Below are 20,879 nucleotides of genomic sequence, written 5' to 3'. Positions count from 1 at the left end.
GGTGAACTCCGCCCGCCGGGTTCCCAGACGCCAAAGCAGCTCCACCGGGCAAAATCCTAGCGGTTCAGCCGGTCGAAATGCCCGTGGTTGCGAATGCCGGCAAACAGATTGAACAGGCCGAGCAGCAGGCAGACCGTGCCGAATATGCGGCGCAGCGACGAATCCTGGAAGAAGAATAGCTGCGTGACGGCAATGACAGCCAGCATGAGCCCCATCGAGATGTTCATGCGGGCCGCATACAAGCCTCTCTGGCGAGCGTCGGTAGCGCGCCGAGAGCGGATGCTGAAATAGACCGAACTGACGAGTGTGGCGACAATGAGCGCGAATGATACAGTTTGAATCCAAAGCATGAGCCGAAACCGTCCTTTATGCGGGTGATTTTTCCTTTTACTGTAGCGATTTTCGCCGGAAATTGCAATCCGGTTCCGCCGGCGAGATCCGAGACTCCGCCCGGACGGCCCGCATCATCTTTCATGTGCGTTTTTCTTCGGCCGTTATCCAGATGCTGAGCTCGGTTTGAATCAAGACGATGGATTTGACTTCAACCGCATACTTTTTATCGTGCAGCACGTAAATTTTTTGCGTAATGAGCTTTTCATAGAGTGGTCTGACATCGCGCACATAGGCGGTTTTTTGCCCGATTACAAGTTTGAGCTCGTTTTTTACGCCGCTTTCGATTTCCTGCTGAATATCTTCGCTGATCGGCTCGTCCTGGCTTTTTTGCACCAGATAGACGTGCACGGCGTTGATGAGCGCCTGCTTGTTGCGGGTTTTGATCAGGTCTTCGATATCGCCCTTCAATTCCGTGTTCTCTTCCATGTATTTGCGCATCTGCACATAGAGCTGGCTGTACGTATGCTGATGGATGCTCATGTACACGGCGCTGCCGATAATAGCTCCGGCCACCAGCAGTCCGAAGCTCGCCAGCAGGCGCTGATAACGGGCAAACGGAGGAACCCTCAAGACTGGTTGCCTCCTTTGCAGATCATCTGGACCAGGGAAGTGCCCATCTGCGCGCCGACAAAGGCGACTACGATCAGGACAATCTGCTTGATGGCGGGGTTCAGGTGCCCTTCGGCCACATGGCTTTCAATATAGCGAATCGGGTCGATTGTGCCTCCGACGGCTGCGACCATCGCCCAGATTTTAATGTTTTCCGAAATGGTCATCATTTTTTCGGTGGGGGACTGCATCGTCAGCACGGCGGCAATTCCGCTCAGCATGCTGCCGCCGAACACGACCCCGAATGAAATGCAAAAATATACGATTATATTGGCCCAAAAGCTGTACATGCATTATCGCTTCCCTTCCGGCTTGACAAGCTCCTTTGTACCAATGTATGGGAAGGCATGGCCATAATATGATAAAATGGATATAAAATATTGCGCGGGACATTGCCCGCGAAACCGGATTGCAGCGGTTGGGAGGGAAGAGAGTGGGTACATTCGTACATCTGCATGTGCATAGTGAATACAGCTTGTTGGACGGCGCTGCGCGTATGGAAGACCTTGTCAAGCAGGCGGCGGCTCTTGGCATGACCTCTCTGGCCTTAACGGACCACGGCGTCATGTACGGCGCCATCGCTTTTTACAAGGCATGCAGGCAGCATGGGATCAAGCCGATTATCGGCTGCGAGGCTTATTTTACGGCCGGTTCGATCCGGGATAAGGGCACGAGGCAGGAACAACCGATCTATCATTTGATTCTGCTGGCCAAGAACATGAAAGGCTATCAAAATTTGATGAAGCTCTGCTCGATCGGCCATTTGCAGGGCTTTCACTATAAACCGCGGATCGATTTGGAACACCTTGCGCGGCATTCGGAGGGGCTCGTTTGTTTAAGCTCGTGCCTCGGCAGTGAAGTATCCCAGCATTTGCTGCACGACCGCAAGGAGGAGGCCCGCCAGGCGGCGGAAAGATACAGGCACATTTTTGGAGACGACTTCTTTTTGGAAATTCAGGATCACGGGATGGTCGAGCAAAAGAAAGTGATGCAGTCCATGATTGAGCTGAGCCGTGAAACCGGCATTCCGCTTATCGCCACGAACGATGTGCATTACGTGCGGGAGCCCGATCATGTCGTACAGGATATTTTGATCTGCATCGGGACGGGCAAGACGGTCGAAGATCCGGACCGCTTGCGCATGGGAACGAGCCAGATGTATCTGAAAAGCGGCGAGCAAATGGCGAGCCTGTTTGCGCACGTTCCCGAAGCGGTAGAGAACACGGCAAGGGTGGCTGAACGGTGCGAGCTTGAGTTGGAGTTCGGCCATTCGATTTTGCCCAAATTCCGCCCGATCCCGGAAGGCATGACGGCCGGCGATTATGTCAAGGAGCTTTGCCTGCAGGGTCTGGAGAAGCGCTACGGGGCCAAGCCGGACTGGCATGCGCCGGATTCCGCTTTGAACAGGCAGGCGAAGGAACGGCTGGTCTATGAACTTGGCGTCATCGAGAGTATGGGCTTCTCCGACTATTTTTTGATCGTTTGGGATTTCATCCGTTTTGCCCATGAGAAGGGCATCATGACCGGGCCCGGAAGGGGTTCCTCCGCAGGCAGCCTCGTCGCTTACGCGCTGGGGATTACGAATGTGGATCCGCTTCAGTACAAGCTGTTGTTCGAACGGTTCCTGAATCCGGAGCGGATCACGATGCCGGATATCGACATCGATTTCAGCGACGAGCGGCGCGACGAAGTCATCGATTATGTCGCCGCCAAATACGGGCATGAGCATGTGGCGCAAATTATTACGTTCGGCACGATGGCTGCGAAAGCGGCGGTCAGGGATGTCGGCAGGGTGCTGAACCTGCCTTACGGCGAGGTGGACCGCGCTGCCAAGATGATCCCGCACCAGCTCGGCATGACGCTCTCCGAGGCGCTTCAGACAAGCCCGGAGCTCAAGGCGCTGGCCGCCAAACAGCCGAAAACCGCCGAGCTTCTGGACATGGCGATGCGCGTCGAAGGTATGCCCAGACACGCGTCTACGCATGCGGCGGGCGTCGTCATCTCCAGAGAGCCGTTAACGGACTATGTCCCTCTGCAGGAGGGAACGGGCGGGACGGCTCTGACCCAGTATACGATGGAGCACCTGGAATCGATCGGTCTGTTGAAAATGGACTTCCTCGGCTTGCGCACTTTGTCGATCATTGAGCGGACGCTGAATTGGGTCGAGGAGCTGGAAGGTGTGCGCATCGATTTGACAAAGCTGGACATGGATCACGATGAGTTTACGTATGAAATGCTCGGCAAAGGAGAGACGACCGGAGTCTTTCAGATGGAATCCGCCGGCGTCAGACGCGTGCTGAAGGAATTGAAGCCTTCCGTATTTGAAGACATGATTTCCGTCGTGGCGCTGTACCGGCCGGGTCCGATGGAATTCATTCCCAAATATATTGACAGCAAGCACGGGCGGACGGAAGTCGAATATCCGCATCCGTCGCTGGAGCCGATTCTTAGCGATACTTACGGCATCATCGTTTACCAGGAGCAAATTATGCAAATCGCATCCTCGATGGCCGGCTTCAGTCTTGGCGAAGCGGACTTGCTGCGCAGAGCGGTTTCGAAGAAAAAACGCGAGGTGCTCGACGAGCAGCGGGCGCATTTCGTCGCCGGGAGCACGGAGCAGGGCTTTAGCTCCGAGGATGCGAACCGCGTGTACGACATGATCGTCCGCTTCGCCGATTACGGCTTTCCCCGCGCCCATGCGACGGCTTACGGGGTTCTGGCTTTCCAGACGGCGTATTTGCGGGCTCATTATCCGATGCATTTTATGGCCTCAATGCTGACGGCCGTCATGGGCAATCACCGCAAAGTCGCGGAATATGTCGATGCCTGCAGGCGGATGAAGCTGGCTGTGCTCCCCCCGGATGTGAACGGCAGCGGCACGGTGTTTACGCCGGACCGGCAGGGCGCGATCCGCTTCGGCCTCGCCGCCATCAAAAACGTCGGCACCCAGGCGATCGAGGCGATTCTCAGCGAACGGAAGCAGGCGCCGTTCGAGAGCCTGCTCGATTTTTGCCGCCGCGTCGACCTTCGCGTCTGCAACAAGCGGGTTATCGAATCGCTTATTCAAGGCGGCGCGTTCGACACGCTCGGCGGCCATCGCGCGCAGCTGCTGGCGGTTCTCGACGAAACGATCGTTTCCGCGACCAAATGGCGCAAGGAACGGGACGATCTGCAGCTGCACCTGTTCGGCTTCGTGGAGGAGCCGAACTGGGAGGTCGAGCTGCCGGATATCCCGCCGATGCCGCGAAGCAGGCAGCTGGAGTTCGAGCGCGAGCTGCTCGGCATGTACATTTCCGGCCATCCACTCGACGCGTATGCCGGAACGCTGGAGGAGCTTGAGGCGGACAAGCTGCACGAGCTGCATGAGCTGCCCGACAACAGCGAAGTTGTCGTAGCGGGCATGATTTTGACGAACAAGACGATCGTCACGAAGAAAGGCCAGCCGATGGCGTTTATGGAGCTGGAGGATCGCATCGATAAGGTCGAGGTCGTCTTGTTCCCCGAGACCTGGAAAACGGCGGCTCCGCTCGTCCAGAAAGGGCAGCTCGTCCTCGTCCGGGCGAAGCTGCAGCTGCAGGACGAGGACCCGCCCAAGCTGCTCGCGGAGCAGCTTGCCGCGCTGGACGACCCTGCGGCCGTCCAGCGGCTTCGCCGGCAGCCCGCACGCGCGGCTGCCGCAGGCAAGGCGGCCCCGGCCAGACCGGGCCGCCCGGCCGACCGCGCAGCGGCGCAGCCTGCGCGGGGGAACGCCGCCCCGCGGCAGGCCGGGGGCGGCAGCGCCGCTACCGCTGCACCGAAGGAGCAGCGGGTGTACGTCAAGATCGCGGCTGACTGCGAGCAGCCGGACAAGCTGCTGCAGTTGAAGACGCTGCTGAAGCTGCACACGGGCCCGCTCGCCGTAGCGCTGTTCTACGAACGCGGCGGTCGGCTTCTCGCACTGAGCGAGCAGTACCGGGTGAAGCCATCCCCGGAGCTGTTCCGCATGATCGAGACGATTATGGGCAAAGATTCCGTCAGAGTGAAATAATGGTCCCTTCCTCCGCATATAAATAGGAACCCGGCTTTTTCCAAGCTTCGAAGCTTTCGTGTATATTGTTGGGCGTTTTTGTGACAGCCCAGGCCAACATACGCGGAATCGGCTTCGAAGCTTCTGTTCAATTTGCGGGACCGGAGGGAGAATGTTATGACCGAACAATTTATGATACAGCTGCTGCAAAAGCGCGGCGTTGCGATAGAACAAATCGCCGAAATTGTGTTGAAGCTGCAAAAGCCTTATAACAGCCGGCTGACCCTGGAGGATTGCACTGAAAGCGTGCTGACCGTTCTGAACAAGCGGGAGGTGCAGTATACGCTGTTTACCGGCATTGCGCTCGACTCGCTGGCCGAGAAGAAGCTGCTGCCCGAGCCCTTGCAGTCGATTCTCGAAGCCGACGAGCCTTTATACGGCGTAGACGAAACGCTGGCTCTTGGCATCGTTCACGTATACGGGATGATCGGGCTTACGAGCTTCGGCTATTTGGATAAGGAAAAAATCGGGATTATCAAAAAGCTGAACGACAACAAGGCGGCGGTGCATGTTTTTCTCGACGATCTGATATGCGGACTGGCGGCCGCGGCATCGGCCAGAATAGCCCATCAAAACGAGAATGCGCCGAACTACGGCGCCAAACTCGATCTGGACTAGCGGCAAGGAGCCTGTCCGACGGAGTTGCTTTTGTGCATACCAAACTGAATAATGACTGCATTTACTGCCGCTCACGCTGCATAATTACTGTCATTTTGCATGCATTTACCTTCTACGCGGTACATCGGACAGACTCCAAGGGGAGCATTCCGGCACCTATTGGCAAAACTGCTTTGTTGCGGGAAAAAGAGTAATTATGATATCATTATTCCATTATGTATGCCTATGCTTAATAGAGGGAGCCAAATAGTCACCTTCTCGGAACCGAAAGCTGACTATTTTAGCATGTCTCATAGAGATTGTTTAAAAAGTCTGGCAGCCCGCTTTTTAAACTCGAGCATTTATAGGAGGTTTTTTTTGCATGTGGACGGTGATTTACATAGCTCCTACCGCGAAAATCGCAGACCGTATCAAGTTGAGATTGTCAGAGGAAGGCTTTCTCGTTCAGGTACGCGGCATCAGCCTGTCCAAAAATCAGTTCGAAATTCTCGTTCCCGAGGGAGAACTGGAGGAAGTGCAAGAAGTGCTGAACTCGATTTTACATAGATAGGAGTCTGTCCGAATAACTCAGGAGAAAGTAGATGCATGCAAAATAACGGATTTTATGCAGCGCGAGCGGTGTGTATGCAGTCATTATTCATTGATTATGCACAAAAGCAACTCCGTCGGACATACTCACAGGCGATGCTGCAAGTTGACGTGGCTTGTCAAGGATTTACGATAAAAGCCAAGTAGAGGTGGAACAGTGCTAAAGGATCTTTTTCAAAAACGAAAGTATGCGACGATTCCTTCCGAGAAAACAAAACGGGATATCCCCGAAGGTTTAATGAATAAATGTCCGCAGTGCGGTACGATTCAGACGAGCAAAGAGCTGGAAAAAAACTTGAAGGTATGTACGGCTTGCGGCTATCATTATCGGTTAAACGCGATGGAGCGCATCCAGATGACGCTCGACGAAGGCCGGATACTCGAATACGACAACGGCATGGTTTCCGAGGATCCTTTACAGTTTCCTGACTATATGGAAAAATTGGATAAAGCGAGAAACGCGACGAATTTGCAGGACGCCATCGTAACGGGCGAAGGGACGATCGGCGGCTTTCCCGTTGTCATTGCCGTGATGAGCTTTGATTTTATGGGCGGCTCGCTGGGGTCCGTCGTGGGCGAGAAAATTACCCGGGCAGTGGAAGCGGCGATGGAGAAGAAGTGGCCGCTCATTATTTATTCGACCTCCGGCGGAGCCCGTATGCAGGAAAGCATCCTCAGCTTGATGCAAATGGCCAAAACGAGCGCTGCGCTCGCCAAGCTGGGCGAAGAGGGCGGGCTGTACATCTCGGTTATTACCGACCCGACTTTTGGCGGCGTGTCCGCCAGCTTTGCCATGCTGGGCGACTTTATTATCGCAGAGCCCGCCACGTCGTTCGGGTTTACCGGACGACGAGTCATCGAGCAAACGATTAAGCAGAAGCTGCCCGACAACTTCCAGACATCGGAATTCAACCTGGAGCATGGGCAGCTCGATAAGGTCGTCAGCCGCAAAGATATGAGGCCTACGCTTATCAAACTGCTGGACATGCATGGAACGAAAGGGGAAGCAAGCGATGGCGAATGAGTTGCCGTTTGAAAAGCCGCTCTCGGAGCTTAAGAGCAAGATTGCGGAGCTTCGCCAGTTCGGCACCGAGAAACAAATCGATTTTACGGATGAAATCCGCCGTCTGGAAGAGCGGTACGTTCAATTGGAAGAAGAACTGTACGCGAATATGTCGTCCGCGGAAAAAATGCAGTTTGCCCGCCATCCGCAAAGACCGACGACGATTGATTATATTCAGGCTATATTTACGGATTTTATCGAGCTTCACGGGGACAGACTGTACGGCGACGATTTGGCGATCGTCGGCGGCCTGGCCAAGCTGAACGGCGTTCCGGTGACCGTCGTCGGCCACCAGAAAGGCAAGGATACCAAAGACAATATCGCCCGCAACTTCGGGTGCCCGCATCCGGAGGGCTTCCGCAAGGCGCTGCGTCTGATGCGCCAGGCGAACAAGTTCAAGCGTCCGATCGTTACGTTTATCGATACGAAAGGCGCTTTCCCCGGCAATGCGGCCGAAGAGCGCGGACAAGGCGAAGCGATTGCCAGAAATTTGCTGGAAATGGCCTCTTTCCGCGTGCCGATCGTTTGCGTCGTTATCGGAGAAGGCGGCAGCGGCGGCGCGCTTGCGCTTGGAGTGGGCAACAAAGTGTTGATGTTGGAAAATGCCATCTATTCGGTGATCAGTCCCGAAGGGGCAGCCTCCATCTTATATAAAGACGCTTCGAAATCGCTGCATGCAGCCGAAGCGATGAAAATTACCGCCGACCACATTATGGAACAAAACGTGATCGACGGCATCATCCCGGAGCCCAGGGGCGGTGCTCACAGGGACCCGGCAGCGCAAGCCGAATTTATCAAATCCGCTGTCTGGGAACATCTTCAGCCCATGCTAGGCATGTCGGAGCAGGAGCTTATCGAGGACCGTTACCGCAAATTTAGAGAAATCGGGCGGTTCACATTCACTCAGGAGGGAAACCATGCGTAAAACGAAAATTGTATGTACCATCGGACCGGCCAGCGAATCTTTGGAAAATTTGAAAAAGCTGATGGAAGCGGGCATGAACGTTGCCCGTCTTAACTTCTCCCACGGAGACTTTGAGGAGCACGGCGGCCGTATCCGCAACATTCGCAAGGCGTGCCAGGAAACAGGTAAAACGGTTGCGATTTTGCTCGACACGAAAGGCCCGGAAATTCGTACGGGCAAATTGAAGGAAGAGCCGATTGAGCTTGTTCAGGACAAGCACATCATTTTGACGACAGAGGAAATTTTGGGCGATGCGGACCGCATTTCCGTTACTTATGAAAACTTGCCCCGCGACGTAAAAGTAGGCTCCACGATCCTCATCGATGACGGACTGATCGGCCTGACGGTCGTTGATGTGCGCGGTACGGAAATCGAGTGCCGAATCGTCAACGGCGGAACGATTAAAAGCAAAAAAGGCGTGAACGTGCCCGGCGTGAAAATCAGCCTTCCCGGCATTACGGAAAAAGATGCCAACGACATCGTTTTCGGCATCGAGCAGGGCGTAGACTTTATTGCCGCTTCGTTCGTCCGCAAAGCCGGCGACGTGATGGAAATTCGCGAGCTGCTCGAAAGACACAATGCGACTCACATCCAAATCATCAGTAAAATCGAGAACCAGGAAGGCGTCGAGAATCTGGACGAAATTTTGGAAGTTTCCGACGGCCTGATGGTAGCCCGCGGCGATCTTGGCGTGGAAATTCCGGCTGAAGAAGTGCCTGTCGTTCAAAAGCAAATGATCAAAAAATGTAACATCGTAGGCAAGCCTGTCATCACGGCTACGATGATGCTCGATTCCATGCAGCGCAATCCCCGCCCGACACGCGCGGAAGCAAGCGACGTGGCGAACGCGGTGTTCGACGGAACGGATGCGGTCATGCTGTCCGGGGAAACGGCGGCGGGAAAATATCCGGTAGAATCCGTGCTGACGATGGCCCGCATTGCAGAGCGCGCGGAAGCGGCTCTTGAATATAAAGAAATTTTCCTTCGTCAAGCGCAAGCGCAGCAAACGACTGTGACGGAAGCGATCAGCCAGGCTGTCGCCAACTCGGCGCTGGAATTGGGCGCGAAAGCGATCCTGACTGCAACGGAAAGCGGCTATACGGCGAGAATGGTATCCAAATATCGCCCGAAAGCGCCGATTATTGCCGTAACGCCTAACGAGCAAGTGATCCGCCGTCTGTCCCTCATATGGGGAGTCATCCCGGTGCAAGGCGTAGAAGCGAAAACGACGGACGAGCTGTTCAACTTGGCTGTTGAAAGCAGCATCAAAACAGGAATCGTCAGCCTCGGCGATCTCGTTGTCATTACTGCAGGCGTGCCTGTAGGCCGCTCCGGAACGACAAACCTGATCAAAGTTCATCAAGTAGGCGAGATGATTGCCAAAGGTACCGGGATCGGAACGCAAATTGCGACAGGCCGTGTCGTAACCGCCCGCACTCCGGAAGAAGCGAATGCCAAAATGACGGACGGCGCCGTGCTCGTAACGGTTTCGACGGACAAAGAGTACATGCCTGCCGTGCAAAAAGCAGCCGCACTCATTACCGAAGTGGGAGGCATTACGTCCCATGCTGCGGTTGTCGCGCTCAGCCTTGGCATTCCGGTCATCGTCGGCGTCGAACGTGCGCTGGAAATTATGAAAGACGGAACAGAAGTTTCCATCTATCCGGAAGTTGGCGTTATCTACTCCGGACAAGCGAAAGTTTTGTAGTCAGATTCAGACAGCAAGAGGCTGTCCCGCAAGCGGCTTTAGCTGCTGAAGGGTCAGCCTTCTTTTGTAAACGCCAGGGAGGGAAGCAGTATGAGCAAAGACCGGTGGTACCGCCACGAGCAGCGGGTCCGCTATGCCGAAACGGATCAGATGGGTGTCGTCTATCATGCGAATTATTTGACCTGGTTCGAAATCGGTCGAACCGAATGGATCAGGGAAATCGGACTTTCCTACCGCAGCATCGAGGACAAAGGGCTGCTGCTGCCGCTAGTCGAGGCGGAAGTGAAGTTCAAACAGCCTGCCCGGTATGACGACCGGGTAGGTATCTACACGCGGCTCTCGAGCTACAGCGGCGTGCGCATGGAATTTGCCTACGAAATCCGCCGCTGGGACGAGGAGAGCCGGGAGGACGCCGGACAGCAGGATTCCGGGCTTGTGCCTGTCGGCGATTTGCTCGTTAGCGGGGCCACCCGCCACGTCTGGGTGAATCCTTCATGGAAGCCGGTGCGTATAGATAAGGAAGCGCCGGAAATATGGCGGCTGCTTGCGGGGAAAGCTTAATGCAAAGCGGTTAAATTTTCATTACGGTTAGGAGATGAGCGAATGTACCGTCTGCTTCTTGCTGTGTTCATCATCGTGCCGGCGCTGGAGATTTCCGTGATGATTGCTTTGGGCCGGTATATCGGCGGCTGGGCGACGTTCGCTCTGATTGTGCTCAGCGGCATAATCGGGGTGTATATTACAAGACGCGAAGGCCGCAAAGTATGGGATTACGCCCGCTACGAGCTGTCGAGAGGGCATTTGCCCGCACAGTCGCTGCTGGACGGGATTTGCCTGTTCATCGGCGGAGTTTTGCTGATTACGCCGGGATTTTTAACCGACATTGTCGGTTTCCTGCTCGTATTTCCATGGACTCGTCCCATGTTCAAGGTCGCTCTGCTGGCTCTCATTCAAAGGCAAATCGGCAGAGGCGGTTTCACATTTTTTTTCCGCAGATAAAAGAAACGGAAGAAAGGCCCGGCATTCGTTATTCGGAAGCCGAGCCTTTTTTTATGTATGAAGCGATATCGTGAAAAATTCGGGCGCGGTAAAAGGCGGATAAAACGACGAGCGATACCGGACCGACGATCAGGCCGACGAAGCCGAACAGTTTCAAGCCGACGAACATTGCGACCAATGTCGCCAAAGGATCCAGCCCGACGCTGGAAGCGAGCACTTTGGGCTCCATAATTTGCCTGGCTACCAGAATGACTCCGTAAAGCACGCTCAGTCCGATCCCCAGATAGATGTCCCCCTGCGCGAAAAACACGTACAAAATCCACGGAACCATGACGGCGCCGGTGCCCAAATACGGCATCAAATCGGCCAGGCCGGTCAACAGCCCGATCGTAATCGCATAGGGGACCTGCAGGATGAACAGGCCGATAATGACGACAAGTGCCGTCAGGGAAACGAGAATCAACTGCGCCCTTACGTAGCCGAACAGCGCTTTTTGCAAGTCGCTGCGGATGAGCTTGGACGTGGCGACGATCGAGTCGGAGACGATGCCGGAATATCGTCCGATCAGCAAATACCAGTCTTTGCTGATGAAAAAGGTGGCGAGCACAACTATGATCGTCAGCGTTGCAATGTTGGGCAGTGAGGTTAGAAAGTTTTTCAGCGTGTCGAACACATAGCCGATAACAAGCTTGCTGACGTTGGCGAGGGAACCTGCGGTCGAAGATAAATTGCTGTTGACGGTTTCCTGGTATTTCGGGTTGTTTTCAAAAAATCGGTTAACCTTTTCGATTAATTCCTGAAACGCCGTGGAATGAATAAACAAATTGAACTGTGCGGCGAGGCGGTTGACTTGATTTTGCAGCGTATCGGCCAGCGAGCCGAGCTCGACGATGATGTTCGCGACCAGCAGCGTAACCGCAGCGATCATCGCCCCCAAAAACAGCAGCATGGATATCGTTACGGCGAGCCAGCGAGGCAGTCTGAGTTTGAACTGGAAAAAGTTTACACAAGGATTCATCATCATGGCGATGATCCAGCCGTAGATAAACGGGTAAATTAACGGGGGAATATAATAAATCGCCAAACCGATCAGGAGAACGATCAGAGCTACCCAAATGCCCCTGAAAATTTGATGAACCAACCGCGGATTCAGGATATTCATGGTATTTTCTCCCCTTGCCTCTAATACTTGTATTGTAACACTGATCTTAAAAGAAAGCGAAAAAGCCGCAGCGCCGGGGGCAAGGCGAATGTTTAAAGAAACCTTTACAAAATCTTAATAATTGAAAAGCGCTTTCCCCGCATTGTCGGTCTATGCCGGGCATAGTACAATAAAATAAGGAATGTCGAAAATTAGGAATTTTTACGGAGGTTTTATGAGTATTGCAAGAGAGCCTGCGGTGAGGGAAATCAAAGAAGTCGGCGAAGTTTCGTCCATGTATTTGAACCGCGATTTGAGCTGGATCGAATTTAACCGGCGAGTTTTGGAAGAAGCTCAGGACCCCAGCACTCCGCTGCTGGAAAGAGCGAAGTTTCTAAGTATCGTATCCAGCAATCTGGATGAATTCATGAGCGTGCGTGTTGCCGGGCTCAAGGATCAGATGAAAGCCGGGTACAACAAAAAAGATTTCACGGGCTACACGCCCGCCGGGCTCATTAAGCGCATCATGAAACGGACCGCTAAAATGGTCAGCGAACAGTACAAAACGTACCGGGACGTTATCCGGCAATTAATTAAAGAGGGAATCGTTTTTACCGAGTACGAAGAATTGAACATCAGCCAGAAAAAAGCGATGGATGCGTATTATCACGATATCGTTTTTCCGGTATTGACTCCGATGGCGGTCGATCAGAGCCGTCCTTTCCCGCTTGTCCATAATCAGTCTCTTTATTTGGCTGTGGTACTGATCCGTGAGGGCGACGATCCGGACGATGAGCCGTATTTTGCCATCGTTCAGGTGCCCAGCAATTTGTCCCGCTACATCCCGGTACCTGCCAGAACGAACAGCAAGAAGCAGGAGTTCATTCTTCTCGAGGAATTGATCGAGCACCATATCCAGTCGCTGTTCAGCGGCTATACGCCGATTGCCGTGCACGGGTTTCGCCTGACGCGCAATGCCGATCTTACCTTGAACGAAGAGGGCGCCGAGGATTTGCTCGAAGAGATCGAGAAGGAGCTGCGCCGCAGAAGATGGGGCTCTCCGGTGCGTCTGGAAATTCAGGAAGGGATGCATCCCTATGCGCTTTCCCAGCTTCAGGACGAGTTCGAAATCACGGAGCACATTTTTGAAATCGACGGTCCGATCGACCTGACTTATTTGATGAAGCTGGCGGGCAGCTTGAACGGATTCGATAATCTCCGCTACCCGCGCATCGTTCCCAAATATCCGGTGGAATTCGAGGATACGAACGACTTTTTCACGCTGTTGAAGCAGCAGGACGTGCTTGTGCATCATCCCTACGAATCGTTCGATGCGGTGACCGATTTTGTCGTGCATGCCGCTTACGATCCGCATGTGCTTGCGATCAAAATGACGCTTTACCGGGTCAGCGGCAATTCGCCGATTATTCAGGCGCTTGCGATCGCCGCGGAGTCGGGCAAGCAGATCACCGTCGTCGTCGAGCTGAAAGCTCGTTTTGACGAGGAGCGCAACATTGCCTGGGCGAGAAAGCTCGAAAAATCGGGCTGCCACGTCGTTTACGGTCTTGTGGGCTTGAAGACGCATGCCAAAATCACGCTCGTCGTCAGACAGGAAGAGAACACGCTGCGCAGATACGTCCACGTAGGTACGGGCAATTACAACGACAGCACGGCCAGGCTGTATACGGACGTAGGGTTGTTCACCTCGCACAGCGTCATCGGCGAGGACGCATCGGCATTGTTCAATGAAATCACGGGGTATTCCGCGCCGCACGATTGGCAGGCTTTTGCCGTCGCTCCTACGGATTTGAAGGATAAGCTGTTTGAGCTGATCGAGCGGGAAGCCGGGCATGCCAGAGCCGGAAAGCCGGCGCACATTATCGCCAAAATGAACTCTTTGTCCAACCAGCAGATGGTGGATGCACTGTATGCCGCGTCGCAGGCCGGCGTGAAGATCGATCTGATCGTGCGCGGCGTCTGCTGCCTTCGCCCGGGAGTGCCGGGACTAAGTGAGAACATTACGGTGCGCAGCATTGTCGACCGGTACCTGGAGCATTCGCGCATGTACTATTTCGAAAACGGCGGACAAGTCGACGTTTACTTGTCGTCGGCGGATTGGATGACCCGCAATTTGACGCGGCGCATCGAGCTGATGTGTCCGGTATTCGACGAACAGCTGAAAAAAATGATGATCCAAATTTTACGGCTTAGTCTTAACGATAATGTCAAGGCAAGGGAGCTCATGACCAACGGCATGTACACCCGGGTAAAAAATGAACTGACTCCGTACCGGAGCCAGTTCGAGGCGATGAAAATTAAGTCGTGGAAAAAGCTTCAGCTTGAGCCTTGAGCGCAAGTCCCCACACTTTTTCAAAATCTTTGGCGAAAGCGGCGATCTCGCTAAGTTCGGCGGCGGGATTGTCCGCGCACAAAAGTTTTAGCGTAATCGTCTTGCCGATGATGGAGATGATGAGCTCCCGAACCGGCTGCGTTTCGCTGCGGTCAAGTGCGATGGCAAGCTGCAGCAGCGTTCCCAGCTTCGCAACAAGCAATTCGTCGGATTCATCCAAAATGTCTTTGTAAGCAAGGGCGAGCTGGTGGGTCCGGCTTTTTGTTTTATGGGAAGCGATCAGCGAGCAGAGCGCGATTTCCCGGTGGCTGAAGCCGTCGATGCGGGCCTGTGCGATCATATACTGCGTATGTTTGCCGTATTGATAATAATTGACGCTAGATCCGATCCGGTACAGCAGCGCGGCGGCATGAAGGTAGCGTCTGCTTTGTTTATCCAGCCCCTGCAAGGAAGCAAGCTCGTCGAATAAGCGAAGCGCGAGCTTGTCGACATGCTTGACGTGCTGGACGGCCGCACCCGGGTGAAGCATCAGCATGTTCTGGACGCTAGCTTCCAGAACATCGTCGACCAGCGCATTCCCGGGCCTGCACAGCTCGTAAAAGATGCCGTCCCGCAAGCCTGAGCCGCTGACGATGCAATGCGAAGCCGCGGCTTCACTAAAGATCGTATCCAAAATGATGAGGCCCGGAACGATAATGTCCACGCGGTCTTTGGAAAGTCCCTCCACCTTTTTGCGCTTTTCAAGCGGCAGGGAGGACAGGAATTCCAGGAAAAAATCGAGCTCCCCGGTTTTCAGCTCATAGTTGTGGGCAAGCTGCAAAGAATATTTGCTCCGCTTCTGGCTCATCTTGCCGAGTGTGCGGATCGTTCCGCCCAGCCCGATCATGGGCAAGCCCGGCGAGCTTTTGATCCATGGATGGGCGGCGAGAGCTTCCTTTACCATAAAGCGAATCCCGGCCTTTTCGCTTTCGGTGATGACGCCGTTCTTCATAAATTGGCGGGTCGTGTTCACCGAACCGAACGGGAAGGAGAAGCTTTGCTTGAGTTCCCGGCCGCGGAACAGCGTGACCTCGGTGCTGCCGCCTCCGATATCGATAATGAATCCGTCCTTGATATCGATCGTATTCACGACGCCGAGAAAGCCGTAACGGGCCTCGTCCTCTCCGCTCAGCACCTCGATATTGAAGCCGGTCCGGCCTTCGAGCACCCGGACAATTTCCGCGGAATTGGCCGCATTGCGGATCGCCGCCGTGGCGACGATTCTTAGCGTCCGCACGCCGTGCGCGAGACAGAGCGCTGCGTAGTGGGAGAGGATAGGAACGACGGAAAGAATGTCTTCGCTATGTAAAATGCCGTCGGCACCGATCCGCTGGCTTAGTCTTGCGGAATCTTTATACTCGCTGACGACGCGGTAGGCGCCGTATAAATTGCGTTCGTAAATAACCAACCGGATGGAGTTCGATCCGATATCGATGACGCCTATGTAGGAGATGCTGCTCATTTCTTGGCTCCTTCAACAAAAGTAGATCTTTCAGAACAAAGGTCGTACGAAGCTAACATGTTTCGCATGCCGTCCAAAACGGTGCTGCCGCCGTTACGCGGCTTGGATTGGTTTGGCTGGCCAAAGTACAGGCAGCCCGGAAACCCCACACGCCGGAGCCGGTCGTTACGATCTGCCCAGTTGCGCGAAAAACCTGCAAAAATACAGTTTTTGCTGGATGGAAACGCCGGCCACGGCAAATTCCTGCAATTGTGCAGGCTTTTGGCCGCGAACACGGGCTCGGGTTCATTTTCATCGAAAATTCCTGCACAATTGCAGGCTTTTCGCTAAAATGAACCATTTTTAAGGAGAAAACCTGCACTTTTGCAGGTTTTCTCCCTGCCAGGCCGCCTTGCCCCCACTTCTGCGTCGCAACCGGATGCAGGAGAAGTGTGGCCCACTCCACCGCCGCAATCGTAGCCAGAGATGTGGGTGGCCAAATTCAGCGCCACCGCAACCGTAGGCGGAGATGCGCGGCCGAATTCATCACCGCAATCGGAGCAGGAGAGGTAAGGCCAATTCAGTTCCGCAACCGTAGCCAGAGAGACGCGGGCAAATTCAGCACCGCAACCGTAGCTGGGGAGGAGTGGCTACTCAGCGCCGCAACCGGATGCAGGAGAAGTGTGGCCCACTCCACCGCCGCAATCGTAGCCAGAGATGCGCGGCTGCGTTCCCTCTGGTTCCTCTAACCCGGCACTTGATCCACATGCAGGTTTTCTGTGCATTTATAGAGATGCTTCTCTCCAATGTACGTTTTCTTAAAGCCTGGCGTGCAGGTCTTCTTGCATGTTTTCTTCGACAGGCCAAACGGATATGCCGCCTTGGGCGTGACAGACCGCCGAGCATGGCCGACGATTCGTCAGCTTCGGCCGACAGATTTTCAATCGTCTCATGCTGCCGCTTTGTTTTACATTGTATCAAGCTCAACTGTTCTCTACAAACTTTTTCCGCAAAGTTCCGTATAATTCGGGAGAATTAACAAAAACTTGTATCGTGCCGTAAGCGCTCGAATTTCGCCAAAAAGAATCTTTATGATAGTGATAACTTAGTTTTATGCCCTTTTTTGTTCACTTACAGGGTAAAATCCTTTATTATTAGGTTAGGAAAAAGTGAGTTTTTGCAAAAATCAAGTAGCTAAGGAGAGATTCCCATGACTGCAACCAAGGGTTTGGAAGGTATTGTAGCCACAACCTCGTCGATCAGCTCCATCGTGGACGGCGTTTTAACTTATCGCGGGATTGATATTGATGACCTCGCAGAAAATGCGACTTTTGAAGAAGTCATACATTTGCTTTGGTTCGGCAAACTGCCTACCGAGTCCGAGCTGGAAAAGCTGCAAAACGATCTGAACGCGCACAGCAGCGTACCGGAAGCGGTGATCGATCAGCTGAAGCTCTATCCGAAAGACGTCAATTCCATGGCTGCGCTACGTACGGCGGTTTCCAGTCTTGCGCTTTACGATGAAGAAGCGAACGATATGAGCACGGAGTCCAATGTGCGAAAAGCGATCAAGCTGCAAGCCCAAGTGCCTGCGATTATCGCCGCTTTTGCCCGCATCCGCCAAGGACTGGAGCCTCTTGCTTCCAAAGGTTATTCGTCGATTGCCGCTAATTTCTTATATCAAATGACAGGCAAAGAGCCGGATAAAGTCGCTATCGAAGCACTGGACAAGGCGCTTGTTCTGCATGCCGACCATGAGCTTAACGCGTCTACATTTGCGGCCCGCGTTACCGTTGCAACTTTGACCGATATTTACTCCGGCATCACTTCCGCGATCGGCACGCTGAAAGGCCCTCTTCACGGCGGCGCGAACGAAGCGGTTATGGCCATGCTCGAAGAAATCGGCACGGTTGAAAACGTAGAGCCTTACATTCACGGCAAATTGGAGCGCAAAGACAAAATTATGGGCTTTGGCCATCGCGTTTACAAAAACGGCGACCCTCGCGCGAAGCACTTGCAAAAAATGTCGTATGAGCTCGGGAAAATTACCGGCAACATGAAATGGTACGATATGTCCATTAAAGCGGAAGAGCTTGTAACCGGGCTGAAAGGCTTGAAGCCTAACGTCGATTTCTATTCCGCATCTGTGTATACGTCGCTGGAAATACCGCGCGACTTGTTCACTCCGATTTTTGCGATCAGCAGAACATCCGGATGGACGGCTCACATGCTGGAGCAGTACGAGAACAACCGCCTGATCCGTCCTCGCGCCGAGTACACGGGCCCAGTGAACCAAAAATATATTCCGATCAGCAATCGCTAATTTATGTTATCATGTTAAAGATGCGGGTTGTTCGGCATCCGTCCGGCTATTTGCCGGGGGGAGTGCCGCGACTCCCGCCGCTTTTGTGTGTCTGACCCCCGGCAGCCTGGACTGCCTAAGGGCAAAGGCATGTTTTACATTTTATTTTTCACAATTTTAAGGAGGACATACCATGCCACAATTCGAATCTTACGAACTGCCAACCGAAGGTCAAAAAATCACCATCGAGAATGGTGTTCTGCAAGTGCCTAACAATCCGATCATTCCTTTCATCGAAGGCGACGGCACGGGCCCTGACATCTGGTCGGCTTCCAAGCGCGTTCTTGACGCAGCCGTAGAGAAAGCCTACAAAGGCGAGAAAAAAATCGCCTGGTACGAAGTGTTTGCCGGAGAGAAAGCTTTTAACAAATACAACAACTGGCTGCCTAACGATACGCTGACTGCGATCCGCGAGTACATCGTTGCGATCAAAGGACCTCTGACGACTCCGGTTGGCGGCGGTATCCGTTCCCTGAACGTTGCGCTTCGCCAAGAGCTCGATCTGTACGTATGCTCCCGTCCGGTTCGCTACTTCGACGGCGTGCCTTCACCGGTTAAACGTCCTGAGCTTGTCGATATGGTTATTTTCCGTGAAAATACAGAAGATATTTATGCAGGCATCGAGTGGGAAGCCGGTACCGAAGCCGTGAAAAAAGTGCTTAAATTTTTGCAGGAAGAAATGGGCGTTAAGAAAATCCGTTTCCCTGAAACTTCCGGTATCGGCATCAAGCCTGTATCGTCCGAAGGTTCCGAGCGTTTGATCCGCGCCGCTATCGAGTATGCGATCAAGCACGGCCGCAAGACCCTTACGCTTGTGCACAAAGGCAACATCATGAAATTCACCGAAGGCGCGTTCAAAAACTGGGGATACGAGCTGGCTGAGCGCGAATTCGGCGACAAAACATTCACTTGGGCGCAATATGACCGCATCAAAGCCGAGCAAGGCACGGAAGCGGCTAACAAAGCGCAAAAAGACGCTGAAGCAGCCGGCAAAGTCATCGTAAAAGATGCAATCGCCGACATCGCTCTGCAGCAAGTACTGACTCGTCCTACCGATTTTGACGTTATCGCTACGCTGAACCTGAACGGCGACTACCTGTCCGACGCGCTTGCTGCGCAAGTTGGCGGTATCGGTATCGCTCCTGGGGCCAACATCAACTATTTGACCGGACATGCCATTTTCGAAGCTACTCACGGTACGGCTCCTAAATACGCAGGCCTTGACGTTGTAAATCCGGGTTCCGTTATTTTGTCCGGCGTTATGATGCTTGAGCACCTTGGCTGGCTGGAAGCGGCTGAACTGATCTACAAAGGCATGGAAACGTCCATCAACAACAAAACCGTTACTTACGACTTTGCCCGTCTGATGGAAGGCGCGAAAGAAATCAAATGTTCCGAATTCGCCAACGAAATTATTAAAAACATGGGCTAATTCCCGCCCCGGACGCCGGATTTATTTTTAAAAAATTGAAGGAGGAATTCCTCAAATGGCAATCCGTCGTAATAAAATTACCGTTGTAGGAGCCGGATTCACAGGTGCGACAACTGCGCTTATGCTTGCGCAAAAAGAGCTGGGCGACATCGTTCTGCTGGACATCCCGCAGCTTGAGAATCCGACTAAAGGCAAGGCGCTCGACATGCTCGAAGCAGGTCCTGTTCAAGGCTTTGACGCTCAAATTACAGGTACTTCCAGCTATGAAGATGCGGCAAACTCCGATATCGTCATTATTACGGCAGGTATTGCCCGCAAACCGGGTATGAGCCGCGACGACCTGGTGAACACCAACGCGGGTATCGTAAAATCCGTTTGTGAGAACGTCAAGCAAGTAGCTCCCGATTCAATCGTCATTATTCTCAGCAACCCTGTGGATGCGATGACGTATGTAGCTTATCAAGCGCTTGGCTTCCCTAAACACCGCGTTATCGGTCAATCCGGCGTTCTGGATACGGCTCGTTACCTTACGTTCATCTCCCAGGAGCTGAACGTTTCGGTTGAGGACGTTCAAGGTGTCGTTATCGGCGGACACGGCGACGACATGGTTCCGCTCGTGCGCTACACTTACGCCGGCGGCGTTCCTATCGAGAAGCTGATTCCTGCCGATCGAATTGAAGCTATCGTTCAACGTACGCGCACAGGCGGCGGCGAAATCGTAAACCTGCTCGGCAACGGCAGTGCTTACTATGCTCCCGCGGCATCGCTCGTACAAATGACGGAAGCGATTTTGAAAGACAAAAAACGCATCATTCCGACAATCGCGCTGCTTGAAGGCGAGTATGGCTACGACAGCCTGTTCATGGGCGTTCTGACTGTACTTGGCGCAAACGGCATCGAAAAAGTGCTTGAGATCGAATTGACTGCCGACGAAAAAGCGGCCCTTGATAAAACGGCGAACTCCGTCCGCAACGTTATTAAAGTTGTAACGGGCTAATCGTCATATCACGAAGAACCGGTTTCCTATGCAAATAGGGGGCCGGTTCTTTTTTTGTCGGATTGCACAACAATTTGTTGCTTTTGTAAATTTACTGCAAATGGCTATT

General features: G+C 53.5%; 18 protein-coding genes. 13 read left to right on the top strand and 5 right to left on the bottom strand.

The window, feature by feature from the left end; all coding sequences use genetic code 11:
* Positions 1–56 precede the first annotated feature (56 nt).
* The 3 genes from AC0LWT_RS03045 to AC0LWT_RS03035 form a co-directional block, all read right to left on the bottom strand.
* Positions 57–350, bottom strand: a complete 294-nt coding sequence (locus tag AC0LWT_RS03045) for a YtpI family protein (protein ID WP_474679723.1) — start codon at positions 348–350, stop codon at positions 57–59.
* 121 nt (positions 351–471) lie between these two features.
* Positions 472–963 (bottom strand): sporulation membrane protein YtrI, encoded by a 492-nt coding sequence (locus AC0LWT_RS03040; protein WP_474679722.1) that lies wholly within the window; start codon positions 961–963, stop codon positions 472–474.
* On the bottom strand, positions 960–1,292 hold the full coding sequence (locus tag AC0LWT_RS03035) for a YtrH family sporulation protein (RefSeq protein ID WP_474679721.1): 333 nt from the start codon (positions 1,290–1,292) through the stop codon (positions 960–962). Before AC0LWT_RS03035 ends, AC0LWT_RS03040 begins: the two co-directional genes overlap by 4 nt.
* Positions 1,293–1,435: 143 nt before the next feature.
* On the opposite strand from AC0LWT_RS03035, the gene AC0LWT_RS03030 reads away from it, so the two are divergent.
* From AC0LWT_RS03030 to AC0LWT_RS02995, 8 genes are all read left to right on the top strand, one after another.
* Entirely contained in the window at positions 1,436–5,029 is a 3,594-nt protein-coding gene (locus AC0LWT_RS03030; protein WP_474679720.1) for a DNA polymerase III subunit alpha, read from the top strand.
* A gap of 156 nt (positions 5,030–5,185) precedes the next feature.
* Positions 5,186–5,686, top strand: coding sequence for a phosphatidylglycerophosphatase A family protein (locus AC0LWT_RS03025; RefSeq protein WP_474679719.1), 501 nt, complete (start codon positions 5,186–5,188; stop codon positions 5,684–5,686).
* Positions 5,687–6,047: 361 nt separating this feature from the next.
* Entirely contained in the window at positions 6,048–6,236 is a 189-nt protein-coding gene (locus AC0LWT_RS03020; protein ID WP_474679718.1) for a glutamate decarboxylase, read from the top strand.
* Between the two features lie 195 nt (positions 6,237–6,431).
* Positions 6,432–7,298, top strand: coding sequence for an acetyl-CoA carboxylase, carboxyltransferase subunit beta (gene accD / locus AC0LWT_RS03015; RefSeq protein ID WP_474679717.1), 867 nt, complete (start codon positions 6,432–6,434; stop codon positions 7,296–7,298).
* Positions 7,288–8,262: an acetyl-CoA carboxylase carboxyltransferase subunit alpha gene (locus AC0LWT_RS03010; RefSeq protein WP_474679716.1), complete on the top strand. Its 975-nt coding sequence runs from the start codon at positions 7,288–7,290 to the stop codon at positions 8,260–8,262. The genes accD and AC0LWT_RS03010 overlap by 11 nt, the downstream gene beginning before the upstream one ends.
* Positions 8,255–10,009 carry a pyruvate kinase gene (gene pyk / locus AC0LWT_RS03005; protein WP_474679715.1) on the top strand — a complete coding sequence of 585 codons (1,755 nt, stop codon included), beginning with the start codon at positions 8,255–8,257 and terminating at the stop codon, positions 10,007–10,009. The genes AC0LWT_RS03010 and pyk overlap by 8 nt, the downstream gene beginning before the upstream one ends.
* Before the next feature lie 90 nt (positions 10,010–10,099).
* On the top strand, positions 10,100–10,570 hold the full coding sequence (locus AC0LWT_RS03000; protein WP_474679714.1) for an acyl-CoA thioesterase: 471 nt from the start codon (positions 10,100–10,102) through the stop codon (positions 10,568–10,570).
* Positions 10,571–10,612: 42 nt separating this feature from the next.
* A complete protein-coding gene (locus AC0LWT_RS02995) occupies positions 10,613–11,008 on the top strand; it encodes an FxsA family protein (RefSeq protein WP_474679713.1) in 396 nt (131 codons plus the stop codon).
* Positions 11,009–11,036: 28 nt separating this feature from the next.
* Here the strand turns inward: AC0LWT_RS02995 and ytvI are convergent, their stop codons facing one another.
* Positions 11,037–12,170, bottom strand: a complete 1,134-nt coding sequence (gene ytvI / locus AC0LWT_RS02990; protein WP_474679712.1) for a sporulation integral membrane protein YtvI — start codon at positions 12,168–12,170, stop codon at positions 11,037–11,039.
* 214 nt (positions 12,171–12,384) lie between these two features.
* Between ytvI and AC0LWT_RS02985 the strand changes: the two genes are divergently transcribed.
* Positions 12,385–14,499, top strand: a complete 2,115-nt coding sequence (locus tag AC0LWT_RS02985) for an RNA degradosome polyphosphate kinase (RefSeq protein WP_474679711.1) — start codon at positions 12,385–12,387, stop codon at positions 14,497–14,499.
* On the opposite strand, the gene AC0LWT_RS02980 is transcribed toward AC0LWT_RS02985, so the two are convergent.
* Entirely contained in the window at positions 14,465–16,000 is a 1,536-nt protein-coding gene (locus AC0LWT_RS02980) for a Ppx/GppA phosphatase family protein (RefSeq protein ID WP_474679710.1), read from the bottom strand. The two genes, AC0LWT_RS02985 and AC0LWT_RS02980, sit on opposite strands and share 35 nt — an antisense overlap.
* A gap of 3 nt (positions 16,001–16,003) precedes the next feature.
* On the opposite strand from AC0LWT_RS02980, the gene AC0LWT_RS02975 reads away from it, so the two are divergent.
* From AC0LWT_RS02975 to mdh, 4 genes are all read left to right on the top strand, one after another.
* The gene (locus AC0LWT_RS02975; protein WP_474679709.1) at positions 16,004–16,330 is read left to right on the top strand and encodes a hypothetical protein; all 327 of its coding nucleotides are present in this window, start codon (positions 16,004–16,006) and stop codon (positions 16,328–16,330) included.
* An 859-nt stretch (positions 16,331–17,189) separates the two neighbouring features.
* Entirely contained in the window at positions 17,190–18,302 is a 1,113-nt protein-coding gene (citZ, locus tag AC0LWT_RS02970; RefSeq protein ID WP_474679708.1) for a citrate synthase, read from the top strand.
* A gap of 172 nt (positions 18,303–18,474) precedes the next feature.
* Entirely contained in the window at positions 18,475–19,773 is a 1,299-nt protein-coding gene (icd, locus tag AC0LWT_RS02965; protein WP_474679707.1) for an NADP-dependent isocitrate dehydrogenase, read from the top strand.
* 55 nt (positions 19,774–19,828) lie between these two features.
* Positions 19,829–20,770, top strand: coding sequence for a malate dehydrogenase (gene mdh, locus AC0LWT_RS02960; protein WP_474679706.1), 942 nt, complete (start codon positions 19,829–19,831; stop codon positions 20,768–20,770).
* Positions 20,771–20,879: the final 109 nt, after the last annotated feature.

The sequence above is a fragment of the Paenibacillus sp. sgz302164 genome (assembly GCF_056120505.1).
The sequence above is the reverse complement of the archived record's forward strand: the minus strand, read 5'-3'. Positions and strand labels throughout refer to the sequence as shown.